The following is a 20,761-nucleotide window of genomic DNA, read 5'->3' as shown; positions in this document are numbered from 1 at the left end:
GTCGGGCGAGTCCGGTACGGGCGAGTCCGGTACGGGCGAGTCCGGTACGGGCGAGTCCGGTACGGGCGAGTCCGGTACGGGCGAGTCCGGTACGGGCGAGTCCGGTACGGGCGGGCTCGGGTGACGGCCCTCGACCGGCTGCCGGAGCGGCTGGAGGAGGCCGCCGCGGCCGCGGGGCGGGACGGAGGCCGGGCGCGCCGAGGTGTAGGCGGCGGTGCCCGGCCGACAGGTCTGGCCCTTGCGCTGGGCGGAGTGGACCGGGTCCAACCCGGCCGCGCGCCGAACCGTCACCGAGCCGGCGCGTGTTCCACGCCGAGCGTGCCTGCGCCTGGGGCGTCGTACTCCCCGCGGACCTGTACGATCCGCGGTCCACGCCCGCCGACGTCGCACGTCTCGCCCGCGACCCGGAAGCCGAGGTCCGCCGCCGCGCTGCCGAGGACACCCGGCACGACGCCCTCTCAGAACATGGTGTTGTCGTTCTTGGAGGTGGGCGGGATGACCTGGAGGACGTCCCAGTGCTCGACGATCCTGCCGTTCGCGTCGAAGCGGAAGATGTCGATGCCCGCGTACTCCTCGTCGGGCCAGACCTGGAGGCAGTGCAGTACGACGTGGTCGCCCTCGGCGAGGGCGCGCTTGTACTCGACGCGCTTGCCCGGGTACTCGGCGGCCATCCGCTCGAAGTAGTCGATGAACGCCTGCTTGCCGTCTCCGACGTGCGGGTTGTGCTGGATGTAGGTGTCGCCGGCGTACCGGTCGATCGCTTCGGCGGGGCGGCACTGGTTGAACATCAGGTCGTAGAACGCTTTGGCCGTGGCCTTGTTCTTCTCCGGGTCGCTCATGGGACCACCGTAGGGCCGCCGACCGGGCGGCGTCCCGCTTCGTGGACCAGCGCGTCGCGTGATCCACAGCGCGCCCCGCCGCCCCACCGCAGCGTATGACCAGCCTGGCTGTCCCGGAGCGGCAGCCTCAGCCACCGGTGCGGGCGAGGGTGGCGGGGAGTTCCGACCTGCGGCGTATGCCCAGTTTGCGGTAGGTGCTCGTCAGGTGGGTCTCCACGGTGCGCCGGCCCAGGTGGAGGAGGTCGGCGATCTCGGTGTTCGTACGGCCCGCCGCGGCCAGTTCCGCGATGCGGCGCTCGCTGCCGGTCAGGGCCGCCGAGCCGGTTCGCGCCGCGGGCGGGACGCGGGCGCCGCCCTCGCGCAGGGCTTGTTCGGCCAGCGCCAGCAGCCGCAGGCCGCCTTTGCGTTCGGCCAGGTTCCAACGGGGGCGCGTCGCCGGTGGGGTGGGCACCCGGGGTCGCGCAGGGCGGCACCAAGGCGGTGTCCTGGCAGGTGCAGCCCGACCCGGGGCGTTGGCGGTGCCCGATTGCGACGGGCCGGCCGAGCCGCTGGTACGTGCTCACGCACGCGATGGTGTCGCGACCATGCAGACCGACCAAGACTTCGCCCATATCGCCGCCGTCGCCCCCCGCGCCCGCAGGGGCACCGTAGGTAGGGGTCACGACACGAGCGTCCCGCCCAGCACCGAGGGCGACCCACAGGCGGGGCCCGTTGCGCCGACGCCCGCAGGATCACCACGGCCTCGCCCGAGCGGCTCATCCGGTGCATCGCGCGCGCTTCATCGATCCGGTAGTGGGTGATGCGCTCCCGGCTCGGCATCGCGCTCACGTCGACGTCGCGGACGAACGCGAGGCCGGTGTCCGGGGCATCCGGTGCCGGTCCCGGACACCCGACAGCGCGGGCCGCCACCAGGTGGTGGCGGCCCGCGCTGGGGTCCGCCGGAGGCGGCCGCTCGGGCGGCCCGCAGGACGGCAGTTGCCCAGGCCCGGGGGCGGCCGAGGGACTAAGCCACGTTCAGGGTGACCTTCCACGGAAGGACTACCTCGGGGCAGACGCGGCCGGGGGTGGTGGCCACACAGCGGCGCCCGGCCTGCACCACGACCTTCCCGGCCGCGACAAGGTCGAATGAGCCAGAGGCCCCGCCGTCAGGCGTTTCAGTCCCACCCGTCTGCGCAGCGAGACTGGAGTCGGAGCTGGCCGGTTTGACAAACACCCACTTCAGGCCGTCTTCGACCACTGGAGTGAGACGCACCCTGACGCTGTCCCCGAGCCTTCCGGTGACCGTCCTCCCGTTGTCGGCATTGGTGAGCTGCATGGTGCGCACGGCATGGGCAGGGGTGGCCACGGAGACATCAGGCGCCGCCGACGCCTGCTGCGTGGCGGCAAATGCCAGCATGGCAGTCATCGCTGCCAACACGGTTCGGGCCCTCTTCATGATTCGCTCTCCTCAGATCGACGTGGAGTGGACCGATGAGCAGCGCCAGCCGCATATTTTCCTGCCGGTCGGCTGGAGAGATCATCCATGCCCAACCAACGGCAGAGCCCGCCGTGCGTCACGGCCGCAATCAGCGGGGAACCGCAGGTAGGAGCCGTGAACCCGGCGGGACCACGTTCCGCAACCCGGGCACCAGGCGCCCGCGGCGGTGCACCGCACTTCAACACGCACTATCGCGATGTTCACGTCCACCGACAGCACCGCGACGTCGTCGACCGACGGGAACAGCAGTTCCTCCAGCAGGAGCAAGACCTCTTTCACAAACCGAACTGTCGGGGCAGTCGCTCCTGTCACTGCTCATTTCGAGGCAACTTCCGGAGGCGTCAAAGGAAGTTCAGCTGTCACCCACACTGCACGGACCGCGCAACCTGGGCCAGAACCCATTGTGGACCTGCGTCTGGGCCACCCACCCCTACTGGCCTCCCCCGTGCACTCGCGGTCCGGCGCCGCCGAGCTCCGCCGGATCGTCCACACCCGGCCATGACCGGGCCCACGACCCCAGCCGCCTGCCCGACTCCCGCCCGCCCGTGTCCTCCTGCCTGACGGCGAGGTAACCGGCCGGCTCCTACGCCGATGGCTCAAGTCCGAGGTGCACGGCCGCCTCTCGAGGAGGCCCCCATCGACTTCAACCGTCTTGACCAGCCTCTTGCCGAGCGGCACATGACGACGATGGTGAACTTGCGATGGAGCGTCCGGGAGAAATTACAGGCATGACGACAGAGCACCGCCCACACCAGCGAGAAGCTGTCGATGCGGTACTGCGGCCCCTCGCCCTCCCCCAACAGCGCATCGTCTCGGAGCGGGGTCTGCGGACGCAGGTGGTCATGGCGACAGGGTCGGGGAAGACCCGGGTGGCGGTCCGCAGCGCGGAGGAGCTCCACGCGGACCGCGTGCTGGTCCTCGTACCTTCCCTTGACCTGCTCGCCCCGACCGAGGTCGCGTGGCGTGAGGGCGGCCGCCGGGGTCCGATGATCGGGGTGTCCCCGCTCCGGGGCGAGGAGGTCTCCTTCCCCAATACCACGGACCCGGTTGAGCTGGTGGAGTGGACTCGGGGTCTGGAGAGGGTCACCGTGTACGCCACGTACGCCTCCCTCGGGCTGGGCACGCTCGAGAAGGCCCACAACGCCGGCCTTCCGGCCTGGGCCTGATCGTCGCGGACGAGGCGCACCGGACGCCGGGCCGGATCGGGAAGCCGCGGGCGGTCATCCACGACAACACCCACATCCCCTCGCTGCGCCGGTTGTACATGACGCCCACGCCCCGGATGTGGCAGCTCGGAGACGAGGACGAGGCCGGCTCGTCGGGCGAGCTCGTAGCGAGCATGGACGACGACCCGGGCGGCCCGTTCGGCAGCCGCTGCTTCACCCTGTCGCTCTCGATGCCACCGACCGGGAAATCTGCGCCCCCCACCAGGTCGTATGCGCGGACGTCACCGACACCCAGCTCCAGGCCGCGCAGCTCCTGGGCGCCGAGGCCCGCTCCGACGAGATGCGCGGCGCCGCCTCGCCGCCCTGCAGACCGCGCTGGTGAAGGCGTCCTCGGAGGAGGGATTCCGCAGGACCCTGGTCTTCCACCACGTGGTGAAGGAGGCCGAAGCCTTCGCCGCCGGCCTCCCGGACGTCACCGTGCAGCTGCACGCCAGCGACCCCGAGCTGCACCCGGGCACGATCTGGGCGGACTGCCTGTGCGGCGAGCACAAGCTGCTCCACCGGCGCCGGGTCCTCGCCGAGTTCGCCGAAGGGATCGCCACCGACGGCACCGTCGTGGAGAAGGGCTACCTCGGCTCGGTGCAGGTGCTGGGTGAGGGCGTCGACACCAAGAACTGCGACTCCGTGTACTGGGCCGACGCGCGCGGCTCCATGCCCGACCGCGTCCAGGCCGTGGGGCGGGCCCTGCGCAGGCAGCCGGGCGAGGGGAAGGTGGCCTCGCCCGTGGTGCCGATCCTGCTCGGCCCTGGCGAGACGGCGGACAACATGCTCACCAACCGGGCGTATGGCGGCCTGGCCAAGCTCCTCGAAGCACTCCGGGCGCACGATGCGCGCGTCGGGGAGACGCTCGCTGAACAGCAGGTCCCGAGCCGCTACAAGCCCGTCAGCAAGGACGGCAGCGGTAAGAGCGGCAACGGGATCGGCAGCGGCTCCGGAGGCGTCAGCGCCCCCGCCAAGGCCCTGTTGAAGTTCAGCGTGCCCCGCGACCCGGCCGCGCTCGCCGCGTTCATCAACCTGCGCGTCCTCAACCCTGAACACGAGCACTGGCGCCGCGGAGTGGAAGCCGCCGTCATCTACGCCCGCGAGCACGGCGACCCTCAAGGCCCCGTTCACGTTCCGCGTCCCGGCAGCCGAGGAGGCGGAGAAGGCCCGGTGGTCGGCCTCGCTGGCGAACTTCCGCTCGACCTGGTCCAACCCGGCACTCCGAACGGCGCTCTGTGCGGGTCTGCCCATCGACGGCATCGGGCGGCGCGTACGCAGGTCGAATGCCTGAGACAACGCCAGATGGGCCAGCCTGGCAAGGTCCGAAGGAGACGACCTAACCGCACGGTCACCCGACCCCCACCAGCGCCTGGCATACCGATCCGGTTCGGGAACAGGTACTCATCTTGTGCTTTAACGCGCCGCATCCGAATTGATCAGGTGATGCCGAGATCGCTCGTTTGACGGTCGGGGCTGGGCGTCGGCAGCCGCAACCGTTGTCACCCTGCTCCCGAAAAGGCTTATGCGCTTGTGGCATCAGGCATCCACGGCTCGCCGATACAGAGCAATCCGAGAGTGCATAAGAATATTTCCACTTTGTGTTTTGTAGCTTTGCAGAAGCTGCTCGACTCGGCCGGTGCCGCCATCCGGTAGCCTGTGGAAAGATCAAGGAGGCGGCCACTGCGGGCCATGTCTCCATATGTGATTTTTCCGTCGCAAAGAAAAGGGATAGACATGGCGACCGAGATTCAGGAATCCGTGCTCTCGACCAAGCTGGCCCGGATGCACAAGCTGCTCGACGCTGATGGAAACGGTGAGATCAGCGAGGCCGATCTCACCATTATCCCGAATCACCTGGCTGCGACTTTCGGGCAGCCCGCCGACGGGCCGAAGGCCGAGAGGCTGCGCAAGGCCCTGACTGTGATCTGGACTCGCCATCTGGCCAAGATGGACAAGAACGGCAACGGTGAGATCGACCTGAAGGAGTACGAGAGCGGCATCCGGCAGTCCATCGCCACGGACCGCCAGAGGATCCTCGCCGACTCCATCGAGGTTGCGGCGGCCCTGCTCAGCCTGTGCGACACCGACGACAACGGAGTAGTCGACCGGGGCGAGTACCGGAAGATCCTCGACGTCGTCTTCGGCCTGCCGACCGACGCCAGCGACGCCGCGTTCGCCCGCCTGGACCTCAACGGCGACGGCACCATCGAGCCGCAGGAATTCGAGTCGGCTTTCGCCGACTACTTCATCAGCGAAGACCCGGAGGCCAACGGCAACTGGCTCTTCGGGCCGCTCTAAACGATACTTCCCTGCCGAACAGCCCCCGGGATCATCTCTGGAACTATCACCCCGGGGGCTTCGCGGCTGTTGTGCAATGGGGTGCCATCCGGGCCTGATCCGCATCCTCTGAAGACTGTAAGAAATATCAGGTCGCACGGGGCGGCTAATTATCCGGATGACGGCCTTGCGTGCGTCGAAAATCCGATGAACAGGGGAACCAGCCGCGTCGTCGAGGTGGCTGCAGCCATCGCCATCGGATCAGTCAAGGAAAGCGCTATGACCATTCAGTTTTCTGCAGCCAATGAGGGCCTGGAGCAGATTTCCGGGGCGATCGGTTCCGGCGTCTTACACGATGTGCGGGACGCGGTTGACGCCCTCCGCCGCGGGGAGATGGTCGTCATTGTGGACGACGAAGACCGGGAGAACGAGGGTGACCTGGTCGTCGCGGCCGAGTTCGCCGACGCCGCCGCGGTCAACTTCATGATCACCCATGGGCGGGGTCTGGTCTGCGTGGCCATCCCCGCCGCACGGGCCGAGGAGCTGCGCCTGCCACCCATGGTGACGGTCAATGAGGACCAGAAGGGGACGGCCTTCACGGTCAGCGTCGACGGCGCTGCCGCGCACGGCATCACCACCGGCATCTCCGCTCACGAACGGGCGCGGACCATCGACCTCATCGTCAACGGGCGCGCCGACGACCTCCGCCGCCCGGGACATATGTTCCCCCTGGTCGCGGTGGAGGGAGGCGTCCTCGAGCGCCGCGGCCACACCGAGGCATCCGTGGAACTGGCCAGGCTCGCCGGCCTGGCACCCGCGGCGGTGATCGTCGAGATCATCAACCCCGACGGCACCATGGCCCGGCTACCGCAGCTCGTGGAGTTCAGCCGCAAGCACGGTCTGCTCCTGACCAGCATCGAGAAGCTCGTCGACTACGTGGAGACCCGGTCATGACACTGCTGCTGCGCGCGAGCCACGATCTGACGATGGCGGTATCCCGGCCGATGGTGCGTCGGCGCCTGGTCGGGGTCGAGGGGCTGGAGCACCTACCCCTCGACGGACCCTGTGTACTCGTCTCCAACCACCTCAGCTTCGCTGACCACTTCGTCTACGAGGCCCTGGTGTTCGCGGTCCGCGGCGAACAGGCGGCGTTCCTGACCAAGGCGGAAAGCTTCACCGGTTGGCGGAGCATCTGGTTCGACAGCGTCGGTGCCGTGCCTGTGGACCGCAGCCGCCCGGCACGGGAAGTCCTCGCCATCGCCGACCGGGTCTTCGACGCGGGCCGCGTCCTCGTCGTCTACCCCGAGGGCACCCGCAACCCCCGGCCGACGATGCTGGACTTCAAAGACGGCGGCTTCCGCTTCGCCGAACGCGCCGGCGTGCCCGTGATCCCCGCAGCGCTGTGGGGCGCACAGGACGTCCTGCCCATCGGCAGCAGGGTGCCCCGCTCCGGCCAGGTCCGCGTCGTGTTCGGCCCGCCGCTCCTGCCCGATCCCGAACTGCCGCGCGCCGACCGGATCCGGGACTTCACCGAACGCGGCCGTGCGGCGGTCAGCACCCTCCTGGAGCGCGCCACCAGCGACCAGCCACCGCTCGCGGCGGACATGGCGGATCGGATCAGCATGCTGGCCGAAGCCATTGTGGAGCGCGGGCTCAGTGGCGCCGACACCACCGATCCCGGGGTCCGTCGCCAGCAGGCGGCCACACTGCTGCGCATCGCACGCCACTTCGACCCGGACAACGTCGCGGTCCGGACCGGCACGGTCCGCCTGCGCGGGCTGCGCGCGATGAACGCCCCACAGCCGCTCAAGGTGTTCGGCCTCCTCCGGGTGCGCGCGGGAGCGGAGAGGTTGCTGCGGGAGGACGCCGAGAATCTGATGGCCCATTACGTCTTGGGCCGGTGGCACATGATGATGCCGAGGATCACGGGGGGCCGGCCGGAGCAGGCGGTGGAGCACCTGGCCCGCGCGGAACGGCTGGGAGGAGCCGACTCCCGCTTCGCCATGGCCCACGCCGAGGCGCTGCTGGCCGCGAGCCGGCCCGAGCAGGCGGCGGCCGCCCTGGACCGGGTGATCGCCGCGCCCGTCCCGGACCAGCGCACCCGGCTACGGCGCGAGCGCGCGATGGCCCTGCGCGAGCGCGACAGCACTCTCAGCACTGTCTGAGCTTGTGCATTCGCTAGGCCCGAACGGCCGCTCGAACGAGATCACTCGGAGGAGTATTTGCCGGACGTGAGGGCGGCCTTCGTCTGATCCTGTGTTCCGACCAAAGGTGCACGTGATCACGACGAAGGCCGTGGGGATGAATCTGCTGCCAGACACTGTCCGCGAGGACGCGTTCGCGGATTCGTCACGATTCCGGGAGGCATTCTACGGATGTCCGAGTGCCCGGCGTGATGCGCTGTTCGAGCTCACGGACGCGTTGCTGTGTGCGGACGGGCCAGTGACATCGCCGGTAGAGCTGACGCTGGAAGCCGGGCACCGACGTGGGCACGCGCGCTGTACGACGCGCTCAATCGCGGCGGTCTCGACGTGGTCCGACTGCGGCGGACGCTGGCCGCCTTGCCGCAGCCCAAGGCCACCGACGACCGGCTCGTCCTGGCCGTGGACGTCGGCAACTGGCTGCGGCCGGACGCCGAGTGCAGCCCGGACAGACTGTTCTGCCACACCTTCGGCCGCGGCCGGGACCAGCACCTGATGATCCCGGGCTGGCCGTACTCGTTTGTCGCCGCGCTGGCGGCGGGTCGCACGTCCTGGTGTCAGCTGCTCGACGCTGTCCGCCTCGGTCCCGAGGACGATGTCGCGGAGGTCACCGCGGGTCAGGTCCGCCGGGTGGTCGAGGACTTGGTCGTCGGTGGTCGCTGGTGCGCGGGCGATTCGGATGTCCTGGTGGTCTTCGACGCCGGTTACGACGCCCCACGCCTGGCCTACTTGTTGAGGGACCTGCCGGTGGAGGTGCTGGGGCGGATGCGCTCGGACCGTGTCATGCGGCGGCCGGCGCCCTCGCTTCGGGAGTACGCCCAGGCGTATCCCCTGGGTGGGCGGTTCCCGAAGCACGGCAAGGAGTTCCGCTTCGCCAAGCCCGAGACGTGGGGCGAGCCGAACGTGGCGACCGTCCAGGTGACAGACCGCTACGACGCCGCGCGGGCGATGGCCTGGGACCGACTCCACCCCAGGCTCACCACCCGCTCGGCCTGGACCGACCACGACAGTGAACTCCCCATTATCGTGGGACGTTGATCCGGCTGGAGGTCGATCGCCTGCCCGACGGCGGAGACCCGCTACCGCTCTGGCTGTGGTCCTCCGCCACACCTGCACATACCCATCACCGGCCACCTGATCGAGGAGCTCGCGAAGGTCGTCCGCCGCCTCGTCGAATCTCTCCTCCTCGCCTTCTTCGTAGAACGGAAAGCGGGCGATAGTGGCTGCCACGCACCGGTGGAAGGCTCCGAGGTCCCGGTTCACGTGGTCGACGACCGAAGCCTTGGGGGTTGGGATGTGCACGATGAGGCGCGAAGCAACATCGATGCCGATCAGCCCGAACAGACTGCAGGACCCGAAGACGACCACCCCGCACTCACCGATCCCGTCCAGAAATGCTGCCTCGGCCAGCGGTCGGTACTCGTAGCCGATCAGTCCCGTCGGCACGCCTGTCCGCAGCAGATCGGCGGCGATCTCCGCGGGCACCCGCGGCGAGCAGCCGATAGGGACCACGGAGTACTGAGGAGACTGCAACGGCGGCAGGTCTCGAATCACGTAGACATCATTCTCGTACTCCCGCGTCGTGGGGAAGCCGCGAGTCGGGCCCAAACAACGACACCGGGCCGCAGGAACCACACCATCCGCCCGAATGCCCCTGGCTGACCAGCTACGGTAGGCCGCGACGCTCGACCCACAGGGCCCGCGCGCGATGCCGATGCTCGGAGGTCCGGACCCGGTCTTCCAGCCCCGGTCCCAGGCCGAGCCTGGCGTGCTCGGCGGTAGTCGACTCAGCGGGCGAACGAGTCGCTCGCCTACTGCCTGGGTTCCGCTTGCGATCCGATAAGGCGTCTGACCTGACCTGCACGAGCAAATCGACGCGGTCGCGGGCCATCGACTCCGACCGGGTGTCGTTCTTGCCGACCGCAGGTATGACCACGACAAGTACCGCCGCCCGCTGCGGAAGCTCGGGATGAGGCCGCTGGTCGCCCGGCGGCACCGAGCACGGCTCCGGACTCGGCACTCAACGCTGTGTTGTCGAGCGCGCGTTCGCCCCACTGGCGCTGATTCCCCCGCTCGCCCTCGGTAAGGGGATCGCGAGCCTGGTGAACGAGCCGCGAGGCTGTGGCGCCTACGACCTGACGGAGTCGGCAGGCTGCGTCAGAAGCGGAATACACCCAGGTCTCGCACGGTGTCGGCCAGGGCGCGGATGAGGTCGTTCTCGGCTTCGGTCCGCCAGACCAGAGCGAAGGTCAGGGTGGCCATCTCGGGGACGGGGAGGAATCGGATGTTCGACATGCCCCAGTATCCGGTGACATGACTGGGGAAGGTGTGGATGATGTCGCCCATGCCGACGTGGCTGATCAGCTGATCGCCGTTGTCCGAGGCCGCGGCCGTGATGCGCTCGATCGAACGGCCGCGTGGGGTGGAGAAGGGCAGGTAGCTGTCCTCCCAGTAGTCCGGCAGGCCGAGGGCGGTGGCGTGTTGGAACTCGGCGAGCAGCTCCACCGGTATGGAGTCCCGTGCCGCGAGCTGGTGGTCGGCGGCCACGGCAAGGACTCGCGGGTCGGTGCACAAGGTCGGCCCGACGGTGAAGTCAGGCTCCTCCACCGGCAGCCAGACGATCAAGACGTCCATGGCGCCGCTGCGGAGCTGGCCGAACGGATCGGTGAAGGTTGCCTGGCGGATCTGGAGTCCCCATTGCGGGTGGCGCGCGCGGAACGCCTTCCAGTAGGGGTGCAGATCGGCGACGTTGAAGGGCATCAGGCTGACGCGGAGCTGTGCGGTGATGCCGCGCGCCGCCAGCTGGGCTCGTTCCAGGGATTCGTGCAGGCCCGCGTAGACCGGTTGCAGGTCGTCGCGGAACTGCCGCCCGACCTCCGTCAGGCGAACCGTGCGGCTGGTGCGGGCGAACAACTCGGCCCCGATGCGCCGCTCCTGCTTCTTGATGGCCTGGCTGACGCGGGCCTGAGAGACGTGCAGGCGCTGTGCGGCTCGGCCGAAATGCAGCTCCTCCGCCAGTACGAGAAAGATCTCGATGTCCCGCAGCTCCACCGGCCCCCGCCCCCACGTGTCGATAACCCAGCGGTTATGGAACCGCGTAGAAGTATGGCTTGATCATATGCGCGGATCGCAAGATCGTTTAAGGCATGCACACACGCATGAAGAACCGTGAAGAACGCCGCGTTCGTCCGGCCCGATGAGCGACGCCATCGACCTGACCCTGCTGTACGCGGTGCATGGCGCCCTGCGCCGGGAACTGGCCCAGCTCGACCGGGTCACCACCGCCGCGGACCGTGACCCCGTGCGCGTACTGGCCACCGCTGCCGGATGGACACTGTTCAAGCAGGCCCTCCGCGCGCACCACGCTGCCGAGGACGGCGCGTTGTGGCCGCCACTGCGTCAGAATCTGGCCGGCAGCCCGAAGGACCTGGCGCTGCTGGAGGTGATAGAGGCCGAGCACGCCGCCATCGCTCCGGTGATCCAGGCCATCGACGAGCTGCTGACCGAGCCCGGAGCCGACCCGCTGCGGCTGGGCCAGCTCACCGACGCGCTGACCCGCGGCCTGGCCGGACACCTCAAACACGAGGAGGACACGGCCTTCCCGCTGATCCGGCGGACGCTGACCGCCGAGCAGTGGGCCCATTTCAGCCAGGTCCACGCCCAGCACATCGGCAAGGACGCACCACTTCTGTTGCCGTGGCTCCTGGACGGCGCCGACAAGCCGACCATGACGATGCTTCTCGCCCAGCTGCCCGCGCACGCGTACGCCGCCTGCACCGCCCGATGGATCCCGGCCTACACCGCTCTCGACCGCTGGAGTCCAGGCACCAACGCCTGACACGTCTTCAGCACCCCCCGCCCTCTCGGTCCATCGCCCGGCCGAAGCTGCGCAGGCCCCGCGCCGAGCACCCCGGAATCGTGGAGATCGAGACCGGCAATGCCCGGGACAAACCCACATGCTCGCCGTGCACCGGCAGCTGGGCTTCGGTTTTCATCGCGGCACCCACGCATACCAACTCGACCTGCCCACCACTTGACCACTCCCACACCTGACCGCTCCCACACCTGATCACTCCCACACCTGACCACCCATCAAGGAGCACGCCCCATGCAGAAGTTCGAGACCCCTGGCGCGATCGCGGCCGTTGTGGAGATACCCGCCGGACGCATAAGCCTCCTCGCTGCCGACCGCGCCGAGACCACCGTCGAGGTACGTCCCGCGGACGCCGGCAAGGGCCGCGATGTGAAGGCCGCGGAGGAGACCACGGTCGATTTCGAGGACGGCGTGCTGCGCGTCATCACGCCGAAGGCGAGGAACCAGGTGCTGAGCAGCCCCGGATCCGTCGAGGTGACGCTCCAACTCCCCAGCGGCTCCCGCGTCGAAACCACCTCCGCCGCCGCAGAGGTGCGCACTGAGGGCCGGCTCGGCGACGTGACCGTCCACAGCGCCCATCGACGTATCGAGATCGCCGACGTAGAAGGCCTGCGCCTCACCTGCGTCGACGGCGATGTAAACGTCGGCCGGCTGGGCGGCCCCGCGGAGATCTCCACCGCGCGGGGCGGCATCACCATCGGCGCGGCGGTGCGCGGCACGGTGGTGCTCCGCACCCAGCACGGCGACATCTCGATCGCCGCCGCCCCCGGCGCCTCCGCCACGCTGGACGCCGACACCCGGCACGGCCGCGTCAGCAACGCTCTGAAGAACAACGGCTCCCCCGTGCTGGAGATCAGAGCCACCAGCGGCAACGGCGACATCTCCGCCCATAGCCTCTGACCCCCCTCATCCGTCACCTCCTTCCCGCCCGACACGTCCAGCCGACCAAGGAGCACCCCACCATGTCCCAGTTCACCGCTGCAGGGCAGCGCAAGATCCGCGACGTACTGGCCCGCCACGTAGATTCCGGCAAGATCCCGGGCGTCGTCGCCCTGTACAGCAAGGACGACGAGACGCACGTCGAGACGCTGGGCGCGATGGAGCACGACGGCGGTGCGCCGATGCGCCGGGACACCATCTTCCGGATGGCGTCCACCTCCAAGCCGGTCTCGATAGCGGCGGCGATGGTGCTGCTCGACGAGTGCCGGCTGCGGCTCGACGACCCGGTCGACCGATGGCTGCCGGAGCTGGCCGACCGTCAGGTACTCAAGGCGTTCGACGGCCCGATCGACGAGACGGTCCCGGCGCGCCGTCCGATCACCGTCCGGGACGTGCTGACCTCCACCTTCGGCCTCGGAATGGACATGACCTCCATCGGTACGCCGATCATGAACGAGGTCTTCGCACAGGGGCTGACGCCCAATCTGCCCACGCCGATGCCGGAGCAGGACGAGTGGCTGCGCCGCCTGGGCGCCCTGCCGCTGATGCACCAGCCCGGGGACCACTGGCAGTACCAGCTCGCCAGCGACCTGGTCGGCGTACTGGTCTCCCGGGTGACCGGCAAGACCTTCGGGGAAGCTCTGCGCGACAGCGTCTTCGGCCCGCTCGGGATGGAGGACACCGGCTTCCACGTCCCGGACGACAAGATCGACCGGCTGCCGGTCCTCTACGCGCCCGACCCGGAGTCCGGCGAGTTCCACGTATGGGACGAGTCCAGGGGCGGCCGGTGGAACATCCCTCCGGCGTTCCATGGCGGCGGCGGTGGTCTGGTCTCCACCGCGGACGACTACCACGCCTACTTCAAGATGCTGCTGAACGGCGGCAAGCACCGCGGCGAGCGCGTTCTGTCCAGGCAGGCGGTGGAGCTGATGACCACCAACCGCCTCACCCCCGCGCAGAACGCCGCCCGCACCGAGATGGCCACCAACAACGTCCACATCTCCTTCGGCCAGGGCCAGCACGGCGGTTGGGGCTTCGGAATGGCCGTACGGACCTACCGCGGCGACTACGCTCCCGTCGGCCAGTTCGGCTGGGACGGCGGCGCCGGCACCTCCACCTACGCCGACCCCGTCAACAACGTCGTCGGCATCCTCCTCACCCAGGTCGGCACCTCGGTCCCCGACTCGATCCACCTGATGCACGACTTCTGGACCACCCTGTACCAGGCGATCGAGGACTGATCGCCAGCAAGCCCGTTCCCCCAGCACATGCGGATGGGGGAATGGCCGGGCTGCACCCATGTCGCGCCCGGATGCGGGCCGGGGCCCACGTCGCGATGCGTTCCGACGGAGTCGCCTCCGTACCCGGTACCCAGGGCAGCCGTGAGCTGCCCCGGGCTCGGTGACCGCCGCAGCTCCGCACCTGAGGTCCCCCAAGGGCTTCCGGCAAGGCCCCGGCCTTGCCGCACATTGACCGGCCGAGGCCGGCATCCATGGAAATGAGAGTCGCTCAATGCGTGTGTTGTTGATGGCGTACGGGTCGCGTGGAGACGTCGAGCCGATGGTGGGACTCGCAGTGAGTTTGCGGGCGCTCGGCGCGGAGGTGCATGTGTGCGCGCCGCCGGACTTCGCGGAGCTGCTGGAGAGCCTGGACATCCCGCTGGCACCGATCGGCCGGCCGTTGCGGCCGGTTGTGAAGGCGGTGGTGACCGGGACGGCGCCGACGGCGGCGGGGGGCCTGGCCGAGCGCACGGCCGCGTTGCTCACCTCCACGTACGATGCGGTCGCCGCCGCCGCAGAGGGCTGTGACGTGGTGGTGGCGACCGGTCTGCTCCCGGCCTTGGCCGCCGCGCGGTCGGTGGCGGAGCAACTGGGCATCCCCTACATGCCCGTGGCCTACTTTCCGGCGTTCCTGCCGTCGCCGCACCACCCGCCGCTGGCGTGGCCGGGCCGGCCCGTCCCGCCGGAGGTGACCGACAACCGGGTGCTGTGGGAGCTGAACGAGGAGAATCTGAACGCGTTGTTCGGCGAGGCGATCAACGCGCACCGGGCATCGATCGGCCTGCCCCCGGTGGACAGCGTCCGCGGCCACGTCCTCACCGATCGGCCGTTGCTGGCAGCCGACCCGGTCCTGAGTCCGTGGTTGGAGCATGCGGACCTCGACGTGGTGCAGACAGGCTCGTGGATCCGACCGGACGAACGCCCGCTCCCAGCTGATCTGGACGCGTTCCTGAACGCCGGAACACCACCGGTGTACGTGGGCTTCGGCAGCATTCCCGTGCGCGACGCGCAGAACGTCACTCGGGCTGCCATCGAGGCCATCCGCGCGCAGGGCCGCCGTGTCCTGCTCTCCCGCGGCTGGGCCGACCTGGAACCGGCCGACGACAAGGACGACTGCTTCGCCGTCGACGAGGTCAACCATCAGGCCCTCTTCCGCCGGGTAGCCGCCGTCGTGCACCACGGCGGCGCGGGCACCACGACGACGGCTGCCCGGGCCGGCGCGCCCCAGGTCGTGGTACCCCAGATGGCGGACCAGCCCTATTGGGCCGGCCGTGTGGCCGAACTCGGCATCGGCGCGGCCCACGACGGCCCGACCCCGACCTTCGACTCCCTGTCGGCCGCCCTCGGGACGGCCCTGGCCCCCGAAACGGCGGCACGGGCAAAGGCCGTCGCCGGCACGATCCGCACTGACGGGACGACAGTGGCCGCGAGACTGCTCCTCGACACGGAGCAGGCTGCGCCGATGAGCCGCGAACAGATTTCCAAGTTCGCCCATGCCGACCACCCCATCAAGTCCCCGCTCGACGACGATGCGGTCAGCCGGCTGCTCGAACGCGGCCTGCCGCGAGGCGACGAGCGAGTCCTCGACCTCGGATGCGGCACGGCGGAATGGCTGCTGCGCGCCCTGGCGACGCGCCCGCACCTGCACGCCGAAGGCGTCGACGTCTCCGAAGTCGCCCTGACGCAGGCCCGCCAGGCAGCGAGCGGACTCGGAGTCGACGAGCGCCTGGTCCTCCACCAGCAGGAGGCTGCGCACTTCATCTCTCCACAGCCGTTCGAGCTGGTGATCAGCGTCGGTTCCACTCATGCCTTCGGTGGTCTTCTCCCCACGCTCGCGGCAGCCCGCGAGCACCTGGCTCCCGGCGGCCGCGTCCTGATCGGCGAGTCGTTCTGGGACCGCGCCCCGTCACCGGCGGTTGTCGAGATGTTCGGTGACCTCGACGACCTGGCGACCACGGTGGACCGCGTCGTCGCCGACGGCTGGACCCCGGTCCACGGCCACGTCAGCACCCGGGCCGAGCTGGACACCTACGAGTGGGCCTGCTGGGGCTCGCTGGCCGCGTGGGCTCTGGACCACCCCGCGGATCCGGCCGCCGCGCAGGTGCTGGAAACGGCCAACGCCCAGCGTTCGCAGTGGCTGCACGGGTACCGGGAGAGCTTCGGCTTCGTCTGCATGGTGCTGCGTCGGACCTCGGAGTGATCGCGTAGGCCGCCGGCAAGCCCACGCACCCAAGACGTCCCCGCACCCGGGGCCCCCGCCATGGCCGCTGCCCCCGCGGCGGCCGGAAAGTGAAGAATCAGATGCAACCGACGTTCGTACTCGTGCACGGAGCATTCGCGAACTCCTTCTCCTTCGCTCCCCTTCAGGCCGAACTCGGCCTCCTCGGGCACCGCTCGGTCGCCGTCGACCTGCCCGGCCACGGGTTCCAGGCGACCTTCACCCACGCCTATCAGGCGCCGCAGGACCCCGCCGGTCTCGCGAGCGCGCCCGGCTCGATCAAGGGCGTCACGCTCGCCGACAACGTCGCGCACCTGATCGGCATCCTCGAACGGGCCAAGCGGAACGGCCCCGTGATCCTCGTCGCCCACAGTCGCGGCGGTGCCACGGTCACAGCCGCAGCCAATGCGCGCCCGGACCTGATCGACCGCCTCGTCTACGTCTCGGCCTGGGCCCCCGCCGACCTCGACGTCAACGACTACTACGCCGAACCGGAGATGGCCACGGTCGACCCCGCGGCATTCGCCGCGGCGCTGGCCGGGAACCCCGCCGACCTCGGCCTGCTCCGCGTCAACTTCCGTACTGCGGACCCGGACGCGATCGCCGCGTTCAAGCTGGCCTTCTTCGCCGACGGTACCGACGAGCAGTTCCTCACCTTCCTCAACACCTTCCAGCCCGACGAGAACCTGGATGTCGGCGGCTCCGCCGACCGGGCGCAGGCCGCGACCTGGGGCCGCATCCCCAAGACCTACATCCGCCTGGCCGACGACGCGAGCCTGCCGCTCGTCCTGCAGGACCGCCTGATCCGCGAGGGCAACGAGTTGACGCCTGACAACCCGTACGACGTCCGCACGCTGGAGGGCAGCCACCTGAAGTGGCTGGTCGACCCCGAGCCTGCGGCCCGCATCCTGGGCGAACTCGCCACGCTCCCCGCCCCGTCCGCCCAGGGCGCGATCGAAACGGGGTGAACGGTTCGGCGGTGGTGGGACGAGGAACCAGAGTGTCCATGCGGGTGCACCCACCACCGCCCCGGCGCTGAGGTCGGAATCCGACCGGGTGACAGCCTTCGCCACGGCCGCCACCCGGGTTCCACACCGACCCAGGATGGTCGACCTGGCCAAGAAGCTGCGTCAGGAGACAACTTCGGTAACAGACTGACCAGTTCAACAGAGCACAGTCAGAGGCTGCTCGCACTGCGGGTCGGCCGACCGTGCCACAGAGATGATCTCCGCCTACGAAGGTCTTGCCAGAGCCACTCATAGAAGTACGCCGACACTCGTCGAGGAACTACCGGTTCTCGGCGAACGTGCAGGTCATCATCGACGCGGACAGGGTTCGCGCCCGCGTCGAGCACACCTTCGCCCGGATGAAGAACTGGAAGATCCTCCGCGACTGCCGCCAGAAAGACGAGGGCCTCCACCACGCCGTCCAGGCCGTCCAGGCCGTCGCCACCATGCACAACCTCGCCATGAACCGGTGAAATAGCAGGTCAGCCAGCACACTGATCTGCCCCCACCCACACTTCTGCAACACCCTTCAGTGCTCGATCCGTTCCGGCAGACGGTCGAGCGTGACGGCATGGCGCCGCGCCTGACCCCGCACGAGTCCACCTTGCTGCACTGCCTGATCCGCCACCGCGACAGCGTGCTGAGCAAACACCAGATCCTGGAGGACGTATGGGAGGCGGACTGGCGGGGGCGCTCGAACATCGTCGAGCTCTACATCAGCTACCTGCGCAAAAAGGTGGACACCCCGTTCGGGCGGAACAGCATCGAGACCGTGCGCGGACTTGGGTACCGGTTGTCGAGCTGAGCGCCGGGACGGATTTCGGTGATTTTCCGGAGGAGCTGTTCAACTGCGGCCGTCGACGTCCCGAAGCCGGTCGGCTACCGTTTCCCACTGGCGGACGATGCTTTTGAAGGTTCACTTATCGCACGAGGGGGCACAGATGAGAATTCGCAACGCCATTTCCGCAGCGGTCGTCGTCGCGACCACTACCGTCGGCATGATCACCACAGCCGTCGGCCCGGCCCAGGCCGCCTGGGTGCCACCGTTCAGGAAATGCACGTCATTCGATCAGAGTGGATTCAAGGGCGACGTCTGTGTGGACCGGGTCGGCCTTGGACCACAAGAATTCCTCGGCCTGGGCCACATCCAGGAGTTCCCCAGCAAATGCGCCAAATTCCGGGTCGACGTCGTTGACCCCGATGGCACGGCGGTGCATTCCGTGAACAACATCCCCTGCGCCACCGGGGCGGTTGGTACCGCTCGATATCTCGCCGAGCTGCACGTGAACGGCAGGGCGTATGCCCGCCTGGTCAGCTTCGACAGCGCAGGAAACACGCTGCTTTCGGTCAACTCCGAGGTCATCGTCTCCCCGTTCGACAACCACTGAGGGACTAGGCCGTTTCCGCTGGTTCTGGTGACTCGCCTTGCGCTGGATCGTTTCGGTCGGTGTGGGGCGAGGTGACCTTTCAGATGACGACTGGATGCGGCTGGAGCGGCATTTGCCCCGAATCCGCGGTCGGGGCGGGCGTTGGCAGTGCCAGCGTCGGGTGATCAACGGGATTCCCTTCCGGCAGCGGGCCGGTCTGCCCTGGCGGGATCTGCCGCCGCAGTTCGGCAAGTGGAAGACGGTTCACGATCGTCATCGCAGATGGTCGGCGGACGGCACGCGGGAGAAGATCCTGTGGGCCGTCCAGACCGACGCTGATGCAGAGGGCCGAATCGACTGGAGCATGGTGAGCGTCGACTCGACGTCCTGCCGAGCACACCAGCACGCAGCCGGCGCCCCCACCCGCGAGCCACGAATTCCGGGCCGCCGCAGTCGCCCGGCCAGGCACCGTGGGCCGCTCCCGGGGAGGGCTGAACTGCAAAAGCCACTTGGCCAGCGAGGGCGGTCATCGCCCGTTACCGCCCACAGCCAACTCGCCTACTGATGCAGCATGATGACTTGCAGTCAGCAGAGCGCAGATGGTCACGCAGCGGCTCGCCGAGCATCGCCGGGGGCCGGGCCGCGGGCAGCAGAGCATGCGGCCGGCGCGTTCAGTTCGGCGGTGCCCCCAGACGCTTGAGCTCGTACACGGTGAAGATGGCGGGCGACTCAGGGGCAGCCACCTCGAACTGGCGGGCCAGCGCGAGCGCCTTCTCCAGCTCGGGCCGGACTTTCACCCAGGTACTGATCTGCTCCGCGAAGACCTTGTGGCACTCGGCCCGGTGAAGGGCTTCGAGCTGGCTCGCCAGCTCCTGCCGGGCGGTCGATGTCCTCGCGTGCCCGATGCGGACCGGACGCTCGGTACGGGGCGCGGGAACGGCGGGGAGCGCCGGGCCCTGCTTCCACGCGCGACGTCACACCGCTACCGCCAGCCACACCGCACTCCGCCCGTTCCGCCGCACCCTTCTGGCCGCGTGGGGAGCCAGAGTCGTAGGCACGCGAGAGTGACCAGGGCTTGGTAGTGGCGGGCTCGTTTGTCGTAACGGGTGGCGAGGGCCTTGTTCCGCTTGAGCCGGTTGAAGCAGCGTTCTACGACGTTGCGGCGCCGGGAGACCGCACGGTCGAGGCGGCACTGGCTCTCGCCTCGTCGTAGGCATCCGCTGACCTGGTCGACGCGCTCGGGGATGGTGCGGGCGATGCCGCGTTTTCGCAGGTAGGAGCAGATCTTCACTCGGGTACGGACCGGCCCGGCCCGCACCGCTTGATGCGGATGCGGGCCATGACCGGCTCGAACTGCGTGCAGCCGTTCACGTCCCACCCGTGAGCGTGAACGCGAGCGGGCGGCCGCGGCCGTCGCAGGCGAGGTGGATCTTCGTGCTCAGTCCGCCGCGGGACCGGTCGAGGGCCTCACCCGTCCAGGGCCCCCTTTTCGTGCTCCGGCGGCGTGCTGGTGGGCGCGCACGCCCATCGAGTCGACGCAGACGATCGACCAATCGACATTACGGACATGCCTTCGGTGCGATCCTGCACGTATGAACCATTACGGCGAGGTGCACCTGCGCACGTTGACGCTGCGCTTCACGGCTCTTCTGGCAGCCGCCACCCAAGATCAGCTTGCCTGGCTGGGCAAGCGTGAACTGGAAACGAAGGACGTCGTCGAAGAGGTGGAGTTGCTCTGCCGTATCGCCGAAGACCTCACGGAGCGCGGAGTCTTCGACGCCGAGGATCTGCGCGGTCTTCGGGCCATCGGCCGTCGCCTCGGCAAGATCGATGCCACCTGCCGCACCGGCCTCTGGAACACCGCACTGACCACAGATCCGGCGTGGGGCGACATACGTTCCCTCGCCCGCCAGTTCCTCCTCACGAGGCTGGGCGACTGGCGTCAGCCCCTGCCACGTCCCGGGCCCCCGCGTACGGGCGATCACTGAGCACGCCCATGCCGCCGGTCTTCGCCGCCTGGTACAGGTGGCGGGGGTGCGTGCCGCGGATGGGGGCACCTGTTGTGGAGAGGGGC

General features: G+C 69.0%; 17 protein-coding genes and 6 pseudogenes. 17 read left to right on the top strand and 6 right to left on the bottom strand.

Annotation, left to right across the window (positions count from 1 at the left end; translation table 11 throughout):
* Positions 1 to 458: 458 nt before the first annotated feature.
* From ABT084_RS08640 to ABT084_RS08630, 3 genes and pseudogenes are all read right to left on the bottom strand, one after another.
* Positions 459 to 839, bottom strand: a complete 381-nt coding sequence (locus ABT084_RS08640; protein WP_351039630.1) for a nuclear transport factor 2 family protein — start codon at positions 837 to 839, stop codon at positions 459 to 461.
* A 127-nt stretch (positions 840 to 966) separates the two neighbouring features.
* A pseudogene (locus tag ABT084_RS08635) lies at positions 967 to 1,254 on the bottom strand (response regulator transcription factor); the annotation flags it as partial.
* A gap of 588 nt (positions 1,255 to 1,842) precedes the next feature.
* Positions 1,843 to 2,274, bottom strand: a complete 432-nt coding sequence (locus ABT084_RS08630; RefSeq protein ID WP_351039628.1) for a hypothetical protein — start codon at positions 2,272 to 2,274, stop codon at positions 1,843 to 1,845.
* 770 nt (positions 2,275 to 3,044) lie between these two features.
* Between ABT084_RS08630 and ABT084_RS37985 the strand changes: the two genes are divergently transcribed.
* The 6 genes and pseudogenes from ABT084_RS37985 to ABT084_RS08605 form a co-directional block, all read left to right on the top strand.
* Complete coding sequence (locus tag ABT084_RS37985) at positions 3,045 to 3,482, top strand: DEAD/DEAH box helicase family protein (protein WP_502968869.1); 438 nt, start codon at positions 3,045 to 3,047, stop codon at positions 3,480 to 3,482.
* Between the two features lie 378 nt (positions 3,483 to 3,860).
* Entirely contained in the window at positions 3,861 to 4,988 is a 1,128-nt protein-coding gene (locus ABT084_RS37980; protein WP_502968868.1) for a hypothetical protein, read from the top strand.
* A 270-nt stretch (positions 4,989 to 5,258) separates the two neighbouring features.
* Positions 5,259 to 5,822, top strand: coding sequence for an EF-hand domain-containing protein (locus ABT084_RS08620; RefSeq protein ID WP_351039626.1), 564 nt, complete (start codon positions 5,259 to 5,261; stop codon positions 5,820 to 5,822).
* 186 nt (positions 5,823 to 6,008) lie between these two features.
* Positions 6,009 to 6,755, top strand: a complete 747-nt coding sequence (ribB, locus tag ABT084_RS08615; protein WP_502968867.1) for a 3,4-dihydroxy-2-butanone-4-phosphate synthase — start codon at positions 6,009 to 6,011, stop codon at positions 6,753 to 6,755.
* A complete protein-coding gene (locus ABT084_RS08610; protein WP_351039623.1) occupies positions 6,752 to 7,966 on the top strand; it encodes a 1-acyl-sn-glycerol-3-phosphate acyltransferase in 1,215 nt (404 codons plus the stop codon). Before ribB ends, ABT084_RS08610 begins: the two co-directional genes overlap by 4 nt.
* 136 nt (positions 7,967 to 8,102) lie before the next feature.
* A pseudogene (locus ABT084_RS08605) lies at positions 8,103 to 9,111 on the top strand (transposase); the annotation flags it as partial.
* Positions 9,112 to 10,159: 1,048 nt separating this feature from the next.
* On the opposite strand, the gene ABT084_RS08595 reads toward ABT084_RS08605, so the two are convergent.
* Positions 10,160 to 11,053, bottom strand: coding sequence for a LysR family transcriptional regulator (locus ABT084_RS08595; protein WP_351039620.1), 894 nt, complete (start codon positions 11,051 to 11,053; stop codon positions 10,160 to 10,162).
* Between the two features lie 145 nt (positions 11,054 to 11,198).
* Here ABT084_RS08595 and ABT084_RS08590 point away from each other — a divergent pair, with 145 nt between their 5' ends.
* The 10 genes and pseudogenes from ABT084_RS08590 to ABT084_RS08545 all read left to right on the top strand — a co-directional run.
* Positions 11,199 to 11,840: a hemerythrin domain-containing protein gene (locus tag ABT084_RS08590; RefSeq protein WP_351039618.1), complete on the top strand. Its 642-nt coding sequence runs from the start codon at positions 11,199 to 11,201 to the stop codon at positions 11,838 to 11,840.
* Positions 11,841 to 12,110: 270 nt separating this feature from the next.
* On the top strand, positions 12,111 to 12,776 hold the full coding sequence (locus ABT084_RS08585) for a DUF4097 family beta strand repeat-containing protein (RefSeq protein WP_351039615.1): 666 nt from the start codon (positions 12,111 to 12,113) through the stop codon (positions 12,774 to 12,776).
* A 62-nt stretch (positions 12,777 to 12,838) separates the two neighbouring features.
* Complete coding sequence (locus ABT084_RS08580; RefSeq protein WP_351039612.1) at positions 12,839 to 14,056, top strand: serine hydrolase domain-containing protein; 1,218 nt, start codon at positions 12,839 to 12,841, stop codon at positions 14,054 to 14,056.
* A gap of 271 nt (positions 14,057 to 14,327) precedes the next feature.
* Positions 14,328 to 15,542 (top strand): annotated as a pseudogene (locus ABT084_RS08575) (glycosyltransferase); the annotation flags it as partial.
* 15 nt (positions 15,543 to 15,557) lie between these two features.
* Positions 15,558 to 16,295: an SAM-dependent methyltransferase gene (locus ABT084_RS08570; RefSeq protein WP_351039738.1), complete on the top strand. Its 738-nt coding sequence runs from the start codon at positions 15,558 to 15,560 to the stop codon at positions 16,293 to 16,295.
* Positions 16,296 to 16,396: 101 nt separating this feature from the next.
* The gene (locus tag ABT084_RS08565; RefSeq protein ID WP_351039609.1) at positions 16,397 to 17,281 is read left to right on the top strand and encodes an alpha/beta fold hydrolase; all 885 of its coding nucleotides are present in this window, start codon (positions 16,397 to 16,399) and stop codon (positions 17,279 to 17,281) included.
* Between the two features lie 362 nt (positions 17,282 to 17,643).
* Positions 17,644 to 17,793 (top strand): annotated as a pseudogene (locus ABT084_RS08560) (IS5/IS1182 family transposase); the annotation flags it as partial.
* Between the two features lie 59 nt (positions 17,794 to 17,852).
* Entirely contained in the window at positions 17,853 to 18,125 is a 273-nt protein-coding gene (locus tag ABT084_RS08555) for a winged helix-turn-helix domain-containing protein (protein ID WP_351039606.1), read from the top strand.
* A 136-nt stretch (positions 18,126 to 18,261) separates the two neighbouring features.
* Positions 18,262 to 18,708, top strand: coding sequence for a hypothetical protein (locus ABT084_RS08550; RefSeq protein WP_351039603.1), 447 nt, complete (start codon positions 18,262 to 18,264; stop codon positions 18,706 to 18,708).
* 61 nt (positions 18,709 to 18,769) lie between these two features.
* Positions 18,770 to 19,226, top strand: a pseudogene (locus ABT084_RS08545) (IS5 family transposase); the annotation flags it as partial.
* Positions 19,227 to 19,358: 132 nt separating this feature from the next.
* On the opposite strand, the gene ABT084_RS08540 reads toward ABT084_RS08545, so the two are convergent.
* Complete coding sequence (locus ABT084_RS08540) at positions 19,359 to 19,592, bottom strand: recombinase family protein (RefSeq protein ID WP_351039735.1); 234 nt, start codon at positions 19,590 to 19,592, stop codon at positions 19,359 to 19,361.
* 80 nt (positions 19,593 to 19,672) lie between these two features.
* Positions 19,673 to 20,242: pseudogene (locus tag ABT084_RS08535) on the bottom strand (hypothetical protein); the annotation flags it as partial.
* Positions 20,243 to 20,279: 37 nt separating this feature from the next.
* Here ABT084_RS08535 and ABT084_RS08530 point away from each other — a divergent pair.
* The gene (locus ABT084_RS08530; RefSeq protein WP_351039601.1) at positions 20,280 to 20,675 is read left to right on the top strand and encodes a hypothetical protein; all 396 of its coding nucleotides are present in this window, start codon (positions 20,280 to 20,282) and stop codon (positions 20,673 to 20,675) included.
* Positions 20,676 to 20,761: the final 86 nt, after the last annotated feature.

The organism is Streptomyces sp. NPDC002138 (assembly GCF_040296485.1).
Classification (GTDB): domain Bacteria; phylum Actinomycetota; class Actinomycetes; order Streptomycetales; family Streptomycetaceae; genus Streptomyces.
Note: the sequence above shows the minus strand (reverse complement) of the source record. Positions and strands in the feature narration are given on the sequence as shown.

Coding starts and splice junctions, on each gene's coding strand:
- ribB (WP_502968867.1), top strand. CDS start 6,009: ATGAACAGGGGAACCAGCCGCGTCGTCGAGGTGGCTGCAGCCATCGCC.
- ABT084_RS08585 (WP_351039615.1), top strand. CDS start 12,111: ATGCAGAAGTTCGAGACCCCTGGCGCGATCGCGGCCGTTGTGGAGATA.
- ABT084_RS08610 (WP_351039623.1), top strand. CDS start 6,752: ATGACACTGCTGCTGCGCGCGAGCCACGATCTGACGATGGCGGTATCC.
- ABT084_RS08530 (WP_351039601.1), top strand. CDS start 20,280: ATGAACCATTACGGCGAGGTGCACCTGCGCACGTTGACGCTGCGCTTC.
- ABT084_RS08565 (WP_351039609.1), top strand. CDS start 16,397: ATGCAACCGACGTTCGTACTCGTGCACGGAGCATTCGCGAACTCCTTC.
- ABT084_RS08580 (WP_351039612.1), top strand. CDS start 12,839: ATGTCCCAGTTCACCGCTGCAGGGCAGCGCAAGATCCGCGACGTACTG.
- ABT084_RS37985 (WP_502968869.1), top strand. CDS start 3,045: ATGACGACAGAGCACCGCCCACACCAGCGAGAAGCTGTCGATGCGGTA.
- ABT084_RS08620 (WP_351039626.1), top strand. CDS start 5,259: ATGGCGACCGAGATTCAGGAATCCGTGCTCTCGACCAAGCTGGCCCGG.
- ABT084_RS08630 (WP_351039628.1), bottom strand. CDS start 2,274: ATGAAGAGGGCCCGAACCGTGTTGGCAGCGATGACTGCCATGCTGGCA.
- ABT084_RS08570 (WP_351039738.1), top strand. CDS start 15,558: ATGAGCCGCGAACAGATTTCCAAGTTCGCCCATGCCGACCACCCCATC.
- ABT084_RS08590 (WP_351039618.1), top strand. CDS start 11,199: ATGAGCGACGCCATCGACCTGACCCTGCTGTACGCGGTGCATGGCGCC.
- ABT084_RS08640 (WP_351039630.1), bottom strand. CDS start 839: ATGAGCGACCCGGAGAAGAACAAGGCCACGGCCAAAGCGTTCTACGAC.
- ABT084_RS08550 (WP_351039603.1), top strand. CDS start 18,262: ATGAGAATTCGCAACGCCATTTCCGCAGCGGTCGTCGTCGCGACCACT.